This is a genomic window from Gelria sp. Kuro-4 (genome assembly GCF_019668485.1).
Taxonomy (GTDB): Bacteria; Bacillota; DTU030; order DUMP01; family DUMP01; genus DUMP01.
Genome location: NZ_AP024619.1, coordinates 1,925,376 through 1,940,535, shown reverse-complemented (window position 1 = coordinate 1,940,535; position 15,160 = coordinate 1,925,376). Strand labels below are relative to the sequence as shown.

9 protein-coding genes are annotated in these 15,160 nt (G+C 56.9%); 4 read left to right on the top strand and 5 right to left on the bottom strand.

What is annotated here, in order from left to right; genetic code table 11:
* Positions 1-327 precede the first annotated feature (327 nt).
* The 5 genes from K5554_RS09765 to K5554_RS09745 form a co-directional block, all read right to left on the bottom strand.
* Positions 328-1,335 (bottom strand): ferroxidase, encoded by a 1,008-nt coding sequence (locus tag K5554_RS09765; RefSeq protein ID WP_221038299.1) that lies wholly within the window; start codon positions 1,333-1,335, stop codon positions 328-330.
* Positions 1,319-2,509 carry a multicopper oxidase domain-containing protein gene (locus K5554_RS09760; protein ID WP_221038298.1) on the bottom strand — a complete coding sequence of 397 codons (1,191 nt, stop codon included), beginning with the start codon at positions 2,507-2,509 and terminating at the stop codon, positions 1,319-1,321. The genes K5554_RS09765 and K5554_RS09760 overlap by 17 nt, the downstream gene beginning before the upstream one ends.
* A gap of 55 nt (positions 2,510-2,564) precedes the next feature.
* On the bottom strand, positions 2,565-3,566 hold the full coding sequence (locus tag K5554_RS09755) for a multicopper oxidase domain-containing protein (protein ID WP_221038297.1): 1,002 nt from the start codon (positions 3,564-3,566) through the stop codon (positions 2,565-2,567).
* Between the two features lie 28 nt (positions 3,567-3,594).
* Positions 3,595-8,199 carry an SdrD B-like domain-containing protein gene (locus K5554_RS09750; protein WP_221038296.1) on the bottom strand — a complete coding sequence of 1,535 codons (4,605 nt, stop codon included), beginning with the start codon at positions 8,197-8,199 and terminating at the stop codon, positions 3,595-3,597.
* Positions 8,200-8,468: 269 nt separating this feature from the next.
* Positions 8,469-8,858, bottom strand: coding sequence for a sigma-70 family RNA polymerase sigma factor (locus K5554_RS09745; RefSeq protein ID WP_221038295.1), 390 nt, complete (start codon positions 8,856-8,858; stop codon positions 8,469-8,471).
* 314 nt (positions 8,859-9,172) lie between these two features.
* Here K5554_RS09745 and K5554_RS09740 point away from each other — a divergent pair, with 314 nt between their 5' ends.
* The 4 genes from K5554_RS09740 (at position 9,173) to K5554_RS09725 (ending at position 15,058) form a co-directional block, all read left to right on the top strand.
* Entirely contained in the window at positions 9,173-9,553 is a 381-nt protein-coding gene (locus K5554_RS09740; protein ID WP_221038294.1) for a hypothetical protein, read from the top strand.
* A gap of 823 nt (positions 9,554-10,376) precedes the next feature.
* Complete coding sequence (locus tag K5554_RS09735; RefSeq protein WP_221038293.1) at positions 10,377-12,446, top strand: sigma-54-dependent Fis family transcriptional regulator; 2,070 nt, start codon at positions 10,377-10,379, stop codon at positions 12,444-12,446.
* Positions 12,447-12,726: 280 nt separating this feature from the next.
* Complete coding sequence (locus K5554_RS09730) at positions 12,727-13,680, top strand: M20 family metallopeptidase (RefSeq protein ID WP_370636979.1); 954 nt, start codon at positions 12,727-12,729, stop codon at positions 13,678-13,680.
* The gene (locus K5554_RS09725; RefSeq protein ID WP_221038291.1) at positions 13,667-15,058 is read left to right on the top strand and encodes a sodium:solute symporter; all 1,392 of its coding nucleotides are present in this window, start codon (positions 13,667-13,669) and stop codon (positions 15,056-15,058) included. The genes K5554_RS09730 and K5554_RS09725 overlap by 14 nt, the downstream gene beginning before the upstream one ends.
* Positions 15,059-15,160: the final 102 nt, after the last annotated feature.

Genomic DNA, 15,160 nt, shown 5'->3' with positions numbered 1-15,160 from the left:
CCCCCGTGCGGTCAAGAAAAAACTCCCCGGCCGTGAGCCAGCCAGGGAGCGTAGGCCTGCTCCGCACCCTTTCCGGCCTCACAGGACCGCTTTAAAGGGGTAGTAAAAGTGCCTCTTTGCCGGGCAGGCCAAGAGGCAACACGATACAAACCGTATGTCTCCTTGCCACTCTCCCGGAATGGCTTAAAGGATCACCTTTGTTGTCATTTTATTACGTATACCTAATCTTGTCAACAGCAGATTTTCTGCCGCTGCGCCGGCGATGCGGGAGGCCGCCAGCCGGGCGGCAAGCGCTCAAGACCTGGTCGGAGCGCGTAAAGCTTAGGATCAAGGAGTAACTGTGATTTTTGTCATCATTCCGCCGGGAAATCGGTCGTCACTTACCAGGTGTCGGTATTCCCGGTCGTAGACATAGAATTCGCCCGGATGAGGAGGGGTAACAAGGAGATCGACGCTTCGGCCGGGCCCGACGGTCACCGCCGTTTTCTCGTAGGTGGCGTCGCTACTGCCGATCTTGAGCGGATAACCATCTTCGGCTATTACCCTGCCGGTCAGGGCCCCGAGGGCAAGGGTGTGGGCTTGAAAGCCGGCATTCAGGATTCGCAGAAGCACCCGCTGCCCCACGCGGCACGTTATCGCCGAGCCGTAAGGCTGGCTGGAATCGTCGTCCGGGGCGATGCTGTGTGGAAAGGAGCGGCCGTTGATCACCCAGCAGTCGGGGCGGAAGTCGAGCAGGTTGTAGTCGGCCCTTGAAACGACGCTGTTGTGCATGGCGCTGTCGATTTCGCCCAAGACCAGGATTTTCTCGATATCGTGCCTGGACGCAGTATCCCGGCCGTACGCCGTGCGGAAATCTGGATGCCACGGTTGGCCGTAACCTACCGGCCGCACTACTATTACTCCGTAGAGGCCCATTTGCACTTGTTCGGCCGAATTCGTACCGCTCTCGTAGAGATAAATGCCGGAGCGAACGGCTCGGAATCTGTACTCGATCGCCCCGATCTCACCCGCGGCCAGGTAGTCGGTCAAAGAAACCATTTTTCCATCGGCATATTGCGGCTGTACGGGCCGAAACGGAAAGCGGGGAATACTGCGCACCTCAACGCCTTCCTGCCCCGGGAAAATGATGGACAGATCTTCCCCGAAGGGAGCGTTGGGCCGGACGACCAACGCCATTCTTATATAGTCGCCGGCCGTCGCCTGGATAATAGGGCCGGGCAGCTGCGGCCGCGGCCGCGGATGGTAAGCGTACGAAAAACCCCAAAAAGGGATGCTCTTTCCGGCCAGGGTTATCAATCCGGGTACGACTTGCAGGCTGCTAAACACTATTCCCATAGCCCGTACCCCTTTCGCTCTCTTTCAACACGCCCCTATCGGGACTTAAATGCGGATGAACGGCGATCATGGTCATCAGGCCGCCGGGAAATTCCCCCCAGTTGGTTATCTGAAACTCTTGGTGGGAATGCAACATGAAATAGTACTCACCTTCCTCGTTGAAGGAGACTACGCCCTGGGGGATGTCTCCTTTGAGGCCGAGATAGGGACTCCCGCTCCACATGGTCCAACCGGCGTCGCCGATGCCCAGGTTGCGCAGGTTGGGTAGAACTGTGGGGATCGGGTTTTCCGGCGAATAGCCCAAGCCGAACCACTGGTAAATCTGGTCACAGGTCTGACCGGCGCCGACGAGAACCGTAAACCGCTCGTAGGAGCGGTCGAAGGCGCCGTTCCGGAGCAGCCTCCCGTCCAGGGCCAGGACCCGCGTGTGGTTGCCGTGCGGGTGCAGCGGGTGGTGCGCGGTTCCCGCGCCGATGTACCGCAGCAGCACCTTTTCTCCGGGTTCGGCCATGATCATGGCGCCGTAGGGTTGATGCGGAAGGTGGGCGGCGCTGTCCGGGAGCATGGTGTCCGGCGCCGAGCGGCCGTTGAGCGTCCAGTAGCGGGGTTTGTAGCGGCTTAGCTCGTAAGGGCGGCCTTCGGCTGCGGCCTGGTGGAACTCAGGGTCGATTTCGCCCGTGATTAAGAGGTACTCACGGTCGAAGGCCGTATCGGTCCCGTAACCGTAGGCCGTCTTGTACTCCTTGATTTCCGGATTATAGTCGGCGGGCCTCACCACCAGAGCCCCGTACAGGCCCAAGGGTACCTGCTTGGGCGGATTCGACCCGCTTTCGTAAAGGAACGTGCCCGGGCTGGTTGGCGCAAGAGTGTAGGACACGCTTTCTCCGGGGAGGGCGTGGTTGGTGAAGGAGACCAACTTTCCGCCTTCGTACTGAGGTCTAACCGGGCTTCCGTCCACCGTCACCCCGATTTGCCCTGGGAAGGAAAGCGAAACCGGTTCCGGCAGAAGGTTGACCAGCCTGACGGTGAGGGGTTCTCCCTGCCTGGCGATTATCGCGGGCCCCGGCAACTGGGCCTTGCCTTCACGGCTGCGCGCAAAACCCCAAAAATAGATGCTGTTGCCGTCGGGAGTACTTACGTAACCGTCTTTGGCCCAAAGCTCTACAGTCGGCATTTTCTTTCCCCCAAGACGATTAAATTCTACCCGGCGGGAAGCCGGGCGGCCACAGTTACGGCACCACTCTGAACTCGGTGACCATGCCGCCGAACGTCAGCCCGGCATTGGTGTTTTTATGGTAGCTGCGGTTATAAAGAGGATAAATCCCCGGGCGGGAAGCGGTAACCAGAGCGTCGACGGTCTGCCCGGCGGCAAGGGTGAGGCCTGTTGCCGAATGGCTCAGGTCTTCCCCGTGGTATCCGCGCAGGAGCTTGGCGTCCTGCCCGATTATCCTGAGGGGTAGGCCCAAGAGCTGTAAGGTGTGCAGCTCATAACCGAGGTTGATGAAGCGCAGGAGCACTTTTTCCCCCGGCTGCGCGGCGATGAGCGCAGAGAAGGGCTGGCCGGGTAAGGAGGGGTCGTCGGCGGGCTTTACGGTGTCCGGGTAACTCCGCCCGCTGATCAGCCAATAGTGCGGCCGGTACTCCGTCCAGTCGTAGGGTTGGGCTGCGGCCACCCGGCTGTGGGCGACGGCGTCCAGCTCCGTGAGCAGAAGGATGACCTCACGCTGGTACTCCGTAGCCGTGTCGTTGTAGGCAAAAAGCCGGCCGGCGAAGGCGGGGTTTTTTTCCAGGGCCGGCCGGACGATCAAAGGCCCCAGCATTCCCATCTGAATGTGTTCGACCGGCTCGAAATGGCAATGATACATGTAAGTGCCGGGGTCGGCCGGCTTAAAGTAATAGGTGAAACTTCGGCCGACGGGCACGGAGATGGAGGTCTCCGGCACCCCGTCCCACAGCGGTATCTGGTTGGGGAAGCCGTGCCAGTGGATGGTGTGCGTGTCGTCGAGTTCCGGCCTTCCCGGAAAACCCAGGTTGGTCAGGGTAAGGTAGACCTCATCCCCTTCGTCGACCTCGAGTAAAGGCCCCGGCAGGGTGGCTCGGCCGCGGTAGAGCGCCGGCCGTTCTTCGGGAACGCCGGTGAGGTCGACGAAGCCGAAGATATAATGCTCGGTGCCGTCGGGCATCTTAATCCAGCCGTCGGTGGCCCCGAAGCGCTTATCGATTCTGGCCATGGCCGTAAGCTCCTTTCTCGTCCACGTGCTAACCCGCAGCTACCACTTCGTCGGCGCCGATGTCGTACCCCGCCCCCTGGGGCCTCCGGTGGCCGTCAAAATCGTCGGCGGGGGCGGAAAACACTTCTTTATCCCTTACGACCTGTGCGGCGCCCCGGTCGATGACCGGCGAGGTGCTCTTCAAGTGGTAATCTCCTTCGAGTTCGGGGACGGCCGTCACTATTTTGACCGAGCGGAAGTCGGGTTCCATATTGAAGGCCACGGCCGTAAGGCGGGTGTCGTATTCCGCTACAAACGCGGGGTTGCCGGTAAGATTGTTGCTGCCGCCCTCATATGGTTGGGACAGGCTGCAGTATTCGGGATTGAGCTTTCCGGGAGCGCCGAAGACCTCCAGGTCCAGCACCCTAACCGGTTCCGGGTCCCCGGGAGCGCCGATCCCGGCTATACCGCCCCGGCCGCCGTTAAGGGACTGGTTGTAAGTGCCCGCCCGGTTATCCCAGAAGATGTTGTTGAAAAGAACCGGGTTGCTGAAAGCCGGCGAGCCCGGCGGAAGGTAAGCCTGGAAGGCGGCGCTGTTCGCTTCGCTTACCAAGCCGGCACCGTGGGGCCGGCCGTCGCTGTCCTCGGCGGTGGCGGTGCTGATATTCTTGGCGATGGTGTTGTTAAAGATGGCGACATTGGACGCATCGTCGAGGGCCAGACCGCCGCCCAGGTCGGTGGAGACGTTGTTGGCGATGATGTTGTTATAAATGTTGATCCGGAAGTCCAAAGGCTGCAGGAGGCGGATGCCGCCGCCGTCGTCGTTGGCGATGTTGCCCTGGATCAGGTTGTTGAAAATCTCAACTTCCCCGGACCCCCTGGTCAGCGTCGCGGGCGGTACCGGTTGTTCGCCGCCGATGAAGATGCCCCCTCCTTCGTCGAAGGAGGCGTTAAAGAGCACGCGGTTGTGGTGGATTTTCCCGCCAGGGCTGTAACCGTAGTGGGAGATGCCGCCGCCGTATTCCGCCGAGTAATTGCCGCAGATATCGTTGTACTCGATATGGTAGTTCCGTGCCCCGTTAAAGATGCCTATTCCTCCCGCCAGGCTGATACCGCCGTTGTTCAACACGCGGTTGTGATGGATATGGATGTTAGCATTGTAGTTGTCGCCCGCGTAAGCCCGGCCGATGGTGATGCCGCCGCCGAAGCCTCCCCCGTTGCTCTGGATGATGTTGTTGCTGACGACCAGGTAATCAGCGTGGGCATGGATGTAGATCCCGCCGGCGTCTTCGCCCCGGGTGCCGGTAATGGTAAAGCCGTCTATCTGCGGCGCGAAATCGGCGCGGAAGGCTCCGGACTTAGCTACTACTGTGATCGCTTGGCCGCTGCTTATATCTTTAACCTGGCCGGGCGGCACCTGTTCCGGCCCGTCAAAATCGATGCTTTCCAGCTTTGCCAGCCACTCTTGCTGGTAAGAGAGGAAAAACCTGCCGTCAATAACCGAGCCCTGCACGCCGGAACCGTCCGCCCTGATCCCTCCGCTGCCCATGCCCTGGAGCTTGATGTTCTTGTAGAGGATCGGGCTTTCATAGTAGATACCCGGCTTAACCACCACCACCGTGCCGTCTGGTTCGTTGTCGATGGCCGCCTGAATGCTGCCGTAGCGGCCGGTCCCGTCCTGGGCGACGACGGCCAAGTTGGGCCGGTAGACGCCTTCCATTAAGAGGTGCATGGTGATACCGGTGCAGCTCCCTTTGCCCGCGGCGTTGGTCAGGGAAAGTTGCGCCGGGCCGGCCGGCTGAAAACCATATGGAACCAGAGCTCTTACGTGGAAGGGCGTCCACTCCAGCACCGGGATGGCCTGGCCGTTTAAGGTGACCCTGCCGGGCGCGTCCCCAAAACCCGTGCCGAGGATGTCGAAAGTCCTGGGCCCGTCATCGAGGGAGAGCAGGTCGACGTACACTTGGCTTACCCGGAAGATCTGCGGTGTGTCCGGACTCACCCGGCACTGAGGCGGTTGGGCAAACTGCACCCCCGGGGCGGCGACAAAGGCGGTTATCGGGAAGAGAGCTACGTCGGCGTAAGTGGTCTTACCCGGCCAAACGTCGAAGACCATTTTCAGCGACTGGTAGTTGGGGTTGTAGTTCGGGTTGGGGCTGTCCGGGTCCCCCGGATCGTTCCCGACGACCTGGTACATGCCGGGAGCGATGCCGGAGGGAGTGGGAAGGTTACAGGTATAGGTGGACGGCAACAGTACTTCGAATATCCCGTTGATATCCGAATGCACCGTGGTCAGCAGGCGGCCGGTGAAGTCTCTGATGCCCACCGGCGTATTCGGAATGCCGCGCTTTTCGCCGTAGTAAATGAAAGCCGGATCTGTCTCCAGGTTTACGTCGTCCAGCAGGAAACCGACTATCCGGCCCGGGACGGGGACGTCGGTGTACAAGAAGAAGTCGGCGGTGGCATTAAGCCCGTTTGCCACCCGCACTACCCTTTTGGTGAACTCAAAGAACGGAGGCGGTGGTGAATAAAACGGGGGCGGGGCGATGCGCAGTTGGCTGCCTTCAGGCCGACCCGGCAACCGGTCTGCCCTGGGAGAGGGGACAAAGACGTCACCCTGCTCCTTGTTGGTGGACCCGCCTTCGCCCAGGGTTTTATAGCCGGGCGGGGGAACGACCTCGACGATGTAAGAGCCAGGCGGAAGCGGTTTTTCCACGGCACCGGGCGCACCGTAAAAGGGGTCCCAATAAGTCTCAAAGGCATAGCTTCCGTCAAAAACGCCCGGGCGGATCTGGTTGGAGATATTCGGAACCTCTGTGCAGTTCACGGAATTGCCGTCGTGGTCTATGCAGCCGGTGGGGTGTTCCCACGCATCGGTGATCGTCGTGTTGATGAGCTTTCCTTGGACCACCTGACCGGTTTCCGGGTCAACGTCGGCTCGGTAAAGATTGAGCGTTACGGCGGGTATGCCGGGTTCGTAGTCTTCGGCTATCGCATACCGGGGGTCGGTTTCATTGCGCATGGTGGCGTAGTACACCATGCCGGAGATGCCGCCGTTTTCTGCCGCCATGTAGGGCCTCTTACCCCAGTCGATCCGGTTCGTCTTCGCCGCCCAGGTGAGCTCGGCCAGGGTAAGCGCTTTCGGATAGGTTTCCGGGCAGCGCACGTAATGCCCGGCCTCATCGCGGCACAGCCCGCCCGGGTTGGCGGGGTCAACCAGGGGAATGCCGAAGTCCGGCGTGCCGGTGGCTCCGGTGCGGGCCAGGCGGGTGAAGCCGACTTCCGCCACGGCGAAACGCTCCAGCTCGAACACTTCGTCCAGCCGATAGTCTCCCCGCGGGTCGGTCACTGTGGTGTACTGCACGCTGCCGTCTTTGAAGCGCGTCTTGACGGCGACGTTGGGGATGCCCGGTTCGCCCTCTTCCCGCACGCCGTCGCCGTCGGGGTCGATAAATACCGTGCCCTGAATATACCCAAACCAGCGCGGAATGCCGATTTCACCGAGATCCACGGTTTGGTTCGGCCCCACCTCCACTGTGCGGAAGGAAATGATGTGATCCAGCGGCTCATCCCAGATGGCGAGCTGGTACACGCCCGGCGGTACGTTGGGAATGAGAAAGGTGCCGTCGCTGTCGCCCCGCCCGGTGTAGACCTGCTGGTCGTCGGCGCCGATGTCGCTGAGGGCCAGCCAAGGGCGGTCTACCGGCTCTCCCAAGGTTAACGGTTTAAAGGGGGGTATAAACTCGATGATCGTGCGCACTCGCCCTTTTATCGTACCGGTGTTCTCTGACCCGGGCGACGGGAAATCCAGCGGCCGCACGAATCCTATCCAGACCAAGGGGGCCTGAAAGCCTTCCCGCGGGCTGTAGCCGTCGTTGCCTTCTTCAATCCAAGCATCGATGACATGGGTTCCCTCAATTGTAGTGGTTTGGATCCAGTCCGTCCCATCCGGCGGAATGGCCTGGACCCCGTACTTACCGGGAGCCAGATTATCGATGAGCGCGTTCCCGGCGGCATCGGTGAGAACCACCCCGCCCGTGCCCGGAATAGGGACCGGCCGGCCGAACTCATCCAAGACGATATTTCCCTCCGGGGTACGCTCGTACGCGGTGCCGAGCGGGTTGCCGAAATAGTCGACGGTGACTTCTCCGACGGCATCAGTAACGGTAATGCGAAAGCCTTCCAGCCCCATCTCCAACGGAAAATCGTCTTCGCCGTTCACCGGGTGGTTGTCGTGAAAAACGTGCACCCGTATGCGCGACAGGGGTAGGGGATGAGGATGGAGCTTGACCTCGGCCGTCACGTCCGCACCGGGCGGTACCGTCACCCATGTCCCACCCAGTTTAAAGCCCGGGGCCAGGACGGTAACCAAGTACTTGCCGGCAGGCAGGGCAAATATCGCCGTAGACATCCCCCGGGCTTCCCCTGCCAGCACAACAGGGCTGTAACTCGCACCCGGTTTCAAGGAGGGAAACAGGCTGGGGTCGCGCTCGTCTTCGGGCAGTTCAACTTGGGGATCGCCCACGTTGTCCTCGTTCACGAGATAACGGAACTCCGGTACCTGGACTCCCGTCAGCACGTCCCGGACGTCGAGAGCGAGGTTCCCGTAGGCCGTGGGGCTAGATGTGGCAAGCGACACAGAGCTGTCGTCCATATTGCAGCCTCCTCAATGGAGTGTTCCGGCGCCGTAGTCGATTCCTCACAGTATATTATGTTGCCGGCGATGCCTCTGCCTCCAGGAAGACGTGTGTTTCTTGGTCCTACTACCTTGGGCTCTACTATAATCAGCCTCGCTTTGCTTCTTGTCACCATGAACGCTGGAAAGGCAAAGGCTGCATGGGGACTTGCAGGGGCCGACATTCCGGTAGGAGCCTGAGCGACTGGTGGAGGAAGATGCATTTGATTTCCACGGCTCGCCAGGGATCAGCGCCCCTTGACTGCATTCCTGGAAGGAGAGGGGTACGTTTCCTCGCGCAAAAGTTCGCCGCAGAGCTTGGCCAGAGCGCGCTTTTCAATGCGAGAGACGTAGGAGCGGGAGATCCCTAGAAGGCGGGCGATTTCCCGCTGCGTTTTCTTGCCGCCGCAAGGAAGGCCGTAACGGAGCTCCAGGACCTTGCGTTCCCGCCGACCCAGGCGGCGGATCTTCTCGTAGAGCTTTTCTTTTTCAAACCGGCTCTCAATGAGGTCGGCCACCACGTCCGCGCTGGTACCGAGCACGTCCAAAAGCACGACTTCATTCCCTTCCTTATCCACGCCAATGGGGTCATAGAGGGATACTTCTGCCCGCGAGCGCTTGAGAGAACGAAGGTGCATCAGAATCTCAATTCCGAAGTCTAGACGTTGCTAGGGGAGTCACTCCCGGATGAAGGACAGGCTATTTCCTCTGGTCTCAAGACAAAAAACCAGGCGCCGTGCGGGCTGAAGGCCTGCACGGCGCCTGAAATGCCCTATGTTATGCGAAATAACGGCAGACAGAAGGTATACAGCGTGTACATAGGGCCTAGAGCGGCTTTTTCCAGGAGCAATGCTACAACGGTTGGATGTTGGTCACCCTACGAGGGTATTAATTCGGCAGTAGACAAAAGTGAAGGGAAGGTGGGGGCCATGATGATCGTCGGTGGGAGAAGATGGCCGGTGTGTTGCTCTCGGGCACAATGTGCCTTAACGGAGGCTTTCCCCTGCCGCTCCCCCTTGGTTTCAATCGCCTGGTCCAGGACGTGGTACTGCAGGGCCTTCTGGTATCTATAGCTTATCTTGGCTGCTTTGGAGAATCGGCAGAGGAGACCTTGGGCCAGCGGATAAGAAAGGCGCGCTTGTGCAGGGGACTGATGAAGGTGGAATTTGCCCAAATCCTCGGCGTGAATCTGAAAAACCTGAGAGAGTGGGAGATATACAGGCAAAAGCCTTTGCGAAAGCACTTGGATGTATGGATGATTACCTGTACCAGTGGTGTGAGTAAGGCGTTCGTTTTTTCAAGGGATTTGCCATATGGGTGGGCTGAAATGTGAGTGCAAATCCTTTGGGTACATTGGGCCGGGTGTAGAACGCATCCGGCTTTTTGTTGCTTCCGAAGAAGGAGAAAGGCGATTCCGGCGTGAACTCTTTAGCCGCATGGAAGCCAGAACAGCATAGGGTTGGGTATGAGCACAAGACAAAAGCAGCTGACGCAGGCGGTGAAGATAATGCTGCTTGCTAATGTGGCGGATTACTACTCCACCGTGTTCGGATTACGGCATAGACTGGTCAAGGGCAATCCGCTGGTTACCCACATCGCCACTGCGGCGTATTCCCACTGGATCAAGCTCGGAGTGCCCCGAGGTCGCAGGTACATATGCCATAGCGCGGGCGTTCCTGAGCAAGAACAAAGGGTACAACGACTGGATGGTGTTCACCCTATCATGTATTAACAATGTCGCACAAGTCTTTTTAATCAATCCCTAGGCGAGAAAGGGACGGGTTACATCCCGTTTATTTCCTTAATGTGTGCTTGAAGGCAGCCTGGCGCTGGTGAGTGTGAAGGAAACAAAAGCGACTTTCACCGATAAAAGAATGGGGGCGCTTGTGGGATTAGCGATGATTGCTTCCTTTTTCGTGGTCAGCATTGCGGCTGGCTGGGATCATTAGCAAACGATCCAACCAGGTTCCTTTCTAGCTGGCCTTTGTCTGAACGTTCCCAGTTCCTTTTGTTATGTTGTTAACAAGCTACTTTTGCGTGTGGCCAGACTCTTAGATCACTGCTCTTCCCATTGTTTTCGCGGGTAGTTGTGGCGGAGCGGTTTTGGGCCTAGCGCTGTGCCGTAGAGAACTGGTGAGAAACTTGGGGGGTCTGGAATGAAAAAGGGAAAAACAGTGGAGATTGCCGATCGTCCAAAGATATGTATTGCCACGTACACACTGAGGGTAGGTGAGGTACTGAGAACTCAGCTTGAAGCTTTCCTGGGGAATCGCGTAGAATTCGAAGTGCACCCACTGGTATCAGACGTCTGCTGCCCTATTAAGGGGGATCTCATTCTCGTGCCTGGTGAAAGGTGGGTTGGGGAAGTTGCTAGAGTAGCAGACCGGGGGACTCCCATCCTTGCAATTCGCCGCACTCTGCAGCGTCAGGGGTGGGAACAGGTGATCAATCTGCCATCAAGGACTAGGGCGATGCTGGTAAACAACGAGCAGGAAGCTGCCGTTGAGACTGTGGCTTTGCTTTATGAACTCGGGGCACGCCACATCCAGCTGACTGCAGTGTATCCAGGCAGCCCGGTTCCTAACCTTGGCATTGCTATCACCCCTAATGAAATGCAATGCGTACCGAGCATTGTCTCCAAAGTAGTAAACATCGGGGACAGAGTTATTGACGCGAGTACCCTTCTAGACATTGCTACTCGGCTCCAAATCCTTGACCTCGATCTTAGCCGTACTATAGCTAAACACTACCAGGAAACTGTACCCAGGAACCCAGGGTTGCTAGCGATACTTGACCGCCTTGTCGCGACGAGAAAGGAGTTAGAACTAGTCCTTGACTTGGTGCAAGAAGGTATCATCACATTTGATGAGAATGAGAGGATCAAGCTTTTTAATAAAGCTTCTGAGAAACTGCTGAAGAAAGAGGCGTGGCAATCAGTTGGCAAAACGCTTTGGGAAGTGGTACCTATATTCCCACTGAGAACCAGGGACCATGTGCTGGACGAGGTGTACAGCCTGGGGCGGAACGCATTCGTCGTCAACAAAGCATGGGTCGAGCAGGACGGTAAGAAAACCACCGGCGTTATCACATTAAGGAAAACTGAAGAAATACAGGAACTCGATGCCAAGGTACGCCGTGCGCTCCGCAGGACGGGATATATTGCGAAATATTCTTTTGAGGACATAGTTGGTAACAGCGACGCCATCCGAAAATGCGTAACGATGGCCAAGAGCATTGCCCGTGCGGACGGAGCGGTGCTGATATGCGGGGAGAGCGGTACGGGCAAAGAATTGTTCGCGCAAGCGATTCACAATGCGTCCGCGAGGGCACGCTATCCGTTCGTTGCGATAAACTGTGCCGCACTGCCTGACAGTTTGCTCGAAAGCGAGTTGTTTGGCTATGATGAGGGCGCTTTCACCGGTGCAAAGAAGGGGGGCAAGCCTGGCCTATTCGAGCAGGCGCATTGCGGGACGGTGTTTCTTGACGAGATAGGTGACATCTCACCTTGTCTACAAGCCAAGTTGCTGCGTGTTTTACAAGAAAAGGAAGCGATGAGGGTCGGCGGAATAGGCTTGGTTCCGGTGGATGTCAGGATCATATGTGCGACCAACAAGAATCTCCTGGAGATGGTGCAGCAAGGGCTGTTCCGCAAAGACCTTTACTATCGAATCAACGTGCTGCCGTTGACTCTCCCCACCCTGGCACAGCGTATCGATGACATCCCCGCGCTTGTTTCCCACATTATGAAGCGCAAGGGAGACGAGCGTCAGGTGTCTCCGATGGTGCTAGACCTGTTCAAACGGTACAGGTGGCCAGGTAACATCAGGGAACTGGAGAACTGCATTGAGTATATGATGTCGATGACCGATGCTGATTTGACCGTTGAAGACGTACCCGACTACATAGCTAAATCCGGCATGTCGGATTCCTGCTCCAATGACCAATCTGGTCAAAACGCGAGCATTGAGCCTGATGTTCTTTCCGTTCTTACTAAAGCATACCAGATGGCCCAGCAGGGAAAAAGCGTTGGTAGGCGGTCAATAGCAGCAGCAATGCAAGCAGATGGCATTCCTATTACTGAAGCTCGGGTTCGTACCTGCATAAAAGAATTGAGCCTTGCAGACTACGTGCAGGTGCAGAAGGGGCGTGCTGGCATACGGATTACCGCGAAGGGGGTCCATCTTGTCGAATCCGTCTGTCCCCATTTGCCCCATTATCACCAGTAACACCCATATTGTCGTCCCGTTATAACCCAATGAGTCACTGGGCCTGCGAGAACTCGTTGTGTGGCTAAACGCGTATCCTGGTATAGAAGTTGCATGGGAGCTATGACAACCTCACTATTGCGCGGTGATAGCAGTGGAGGATACATTAGAGCTCACAAAGGCGTTCATACGTGCAAGAACAGATAATGAAGAAGGAGTAATTAACGCTATCGGCCTTGCGGAATCCTGGCTGAGAGCCAAGGGGGTGAGAGTCTACCGGGAAACGAATTGCGGCCTGCCTATGCTTGTGGGTTTCGCCGGAAACCAGGGGAGCTCGAAAGAACCTGTTGTGATGCTCAACGGCCACCTTGACGTGGTACCAGCCAAACCGGAGCAATTCGAACCATTGGAGAAAGACGGCAGATTATTTGCCCGAGGGTCATATGACATGCTTGGGGCGGCTGCTACCATGATGCGATGCTTGGCCGATTGGGCAGGAAGTGGCCGGGGACGAGGAGTAGGACTGATGCTTGTACCAAGCGAAGAGACTGCTGGTGAGATCGGTACACAGTACTTGCTTGACAAAGGTTACGGGGCGGAATTTGCTATCTGTGGAGAACCGACTGATCTCGGTATTGCCGTGGAGGCAAAAGGTGTGTTGCAGGTAGAGATAGTGCTTAGGGGCAAGTCGGCCCATGGCAGCAAGCCATGGGAAGGGGAAAACGCTATTGAGGCTGCCTTCGAAACCTACGAACGTATTCGTCAATCGCCGTTCATGAAAGAGCGCACGCAGAGCTATCCAGGTCCATCTCTCAATCTAGCAAGAATCGAGGGCGGAGACGCCATTAACAGGGTACCGGATAGGTGCATGCTGACTGTAGACATCCGGTATCTACCCTGCCAGTCCTGTGATGAAATCGTGAGGCAGATCAACTCAGCTGCCCAAGGTGCCGTGGTTCGTGTAATCAATGTGGGGATACCTGTGTCCGTGTCAAAGGATAATCCTCATGTGACAACACTGGCGCAATGCGTGTATGACATTTGTGGATCGAATCCCACATTCGTTTCGCAGCATGGCTCCGCTGACACCCGCTTCTTCACTGCCAGGGGTATCCCTGCTGTCGAATTTGGCCCCGTTGGGGCAAACCACCACGGAGACGATGAATACGTCCAGCTTGATTCTCTCGCAATCTACAGACGCATCTTAGACCAGTTCATTTGGAAGGAGGTTAGCCACCGAGATGACTATCGTTGATTCTGCCATCTTCTATGTTTATCTAATGAGCAACCTGCTAATCGGATGGTATTTTTCGAAACGAGCCACAAGCGCAGACGAGTTCATGGTAGCGGACAGATCCTTGGGACTGTCGGTGTATATTGCTACAATGGTAGCCACGTCAGTCGGGGGTGGTACCACCATGGGATACGTCGGGACAATATACAAGGGTGGCTTGCTACTCGTCCCGTCGATCCTGCTTTTCTACGTGCTCCAGGTAATCATAGCTCTAAGCCTCGCAGAACGTCTCAGGGAGTTCGCCGGCTATACGGCACCGGATGTTCTTGGAAGGACGTATGGAAGATGGGCCCAGCTGATCGGTGGAATCGAGAGCATGATTTACATGCTTGGCACAGGTCCTGCCCTACAGGCTCTTGCTTTGGGAACATTGATTCGTATGATAACCGGCTGGCCTATTGCTTATGGTGCCATACTTGCAATGGGCATCATTATTGCCTATACGTATGCAAGTGGTATGTGGGGCGTTGCTATGACTGACTTTATGCAATTTATCATCTTAGGAATTGGGTTGGCCGTATGCACAGTTCTGGCACTAGACAAAGTCGGTGGATGGTCTGGTATTGTCAACTCCGTACCTGCCGATTACTTCAGCGTAAAGACGAGTGGTAAGGCCATTGTTGAGCTAGCGTTTGCTTTGTCTTTACCTGGACTGATCGACGGCAACAGGTATCAGCGGTTCTACGCTGCTAAAGACAAGAACGTTGCCCGGACTGGTTATCTCCTGGCTATTATACCATGGCACCTCATGTTCACCATGATTTTCATTTGCGGATTTACTGCTCGAGTGCTAGTCACTGGCGCAACAGGCGATGAGATCTTTCCGGCGCTTATACTCAGCACTCTGCCCACAGGCGTTCGTGGTCTCATATTTGCTGCTTTGGCAGCGGCAATAATGTCCACTGCAGATTCCTACATGCTCGTCGGGGCGACCAACTTCAGCGAAGATGTGTATAAGAAGTTCATTAACCCAAAGGCAGCTGACAATGACATGGTGCGAGTAACTAAGTGGAGTGTCCTTGTCCAGGGACTGCTGGGCCTTACACTGGCTCTAACAGTGCAGTCGATAATGGGCGTGTGGACGCTGGCGTCAACGGCATATGTTGGAGGGTGTTTCGTGCCTATGATGGCTGCACTTTTCACACGTGGTCCTAAGTCTGAAACAGCCTCCCTTGCCTCAATGATAGTGGGTGGAGGAAGCGGTGTGTACTTGAAACTAGCCAACAGGACCATCCTCGGTCAATCTCCCATAGTGATAGGGGTGTTGTTAAGCTTGATCGTATTTGTGATGGTTCAGGCTGTAATGCGCAAGACACAACCGATCCGAGCCACTTCTTAAGGAGGGAAGACGATGGATGCCGTAATCTATGTCCACGCTGCAGCTCTAGTCGCATTTTCGATTTGGATGGGGTGGGTGTTTGCAACGAAGGAATGGCGTCAG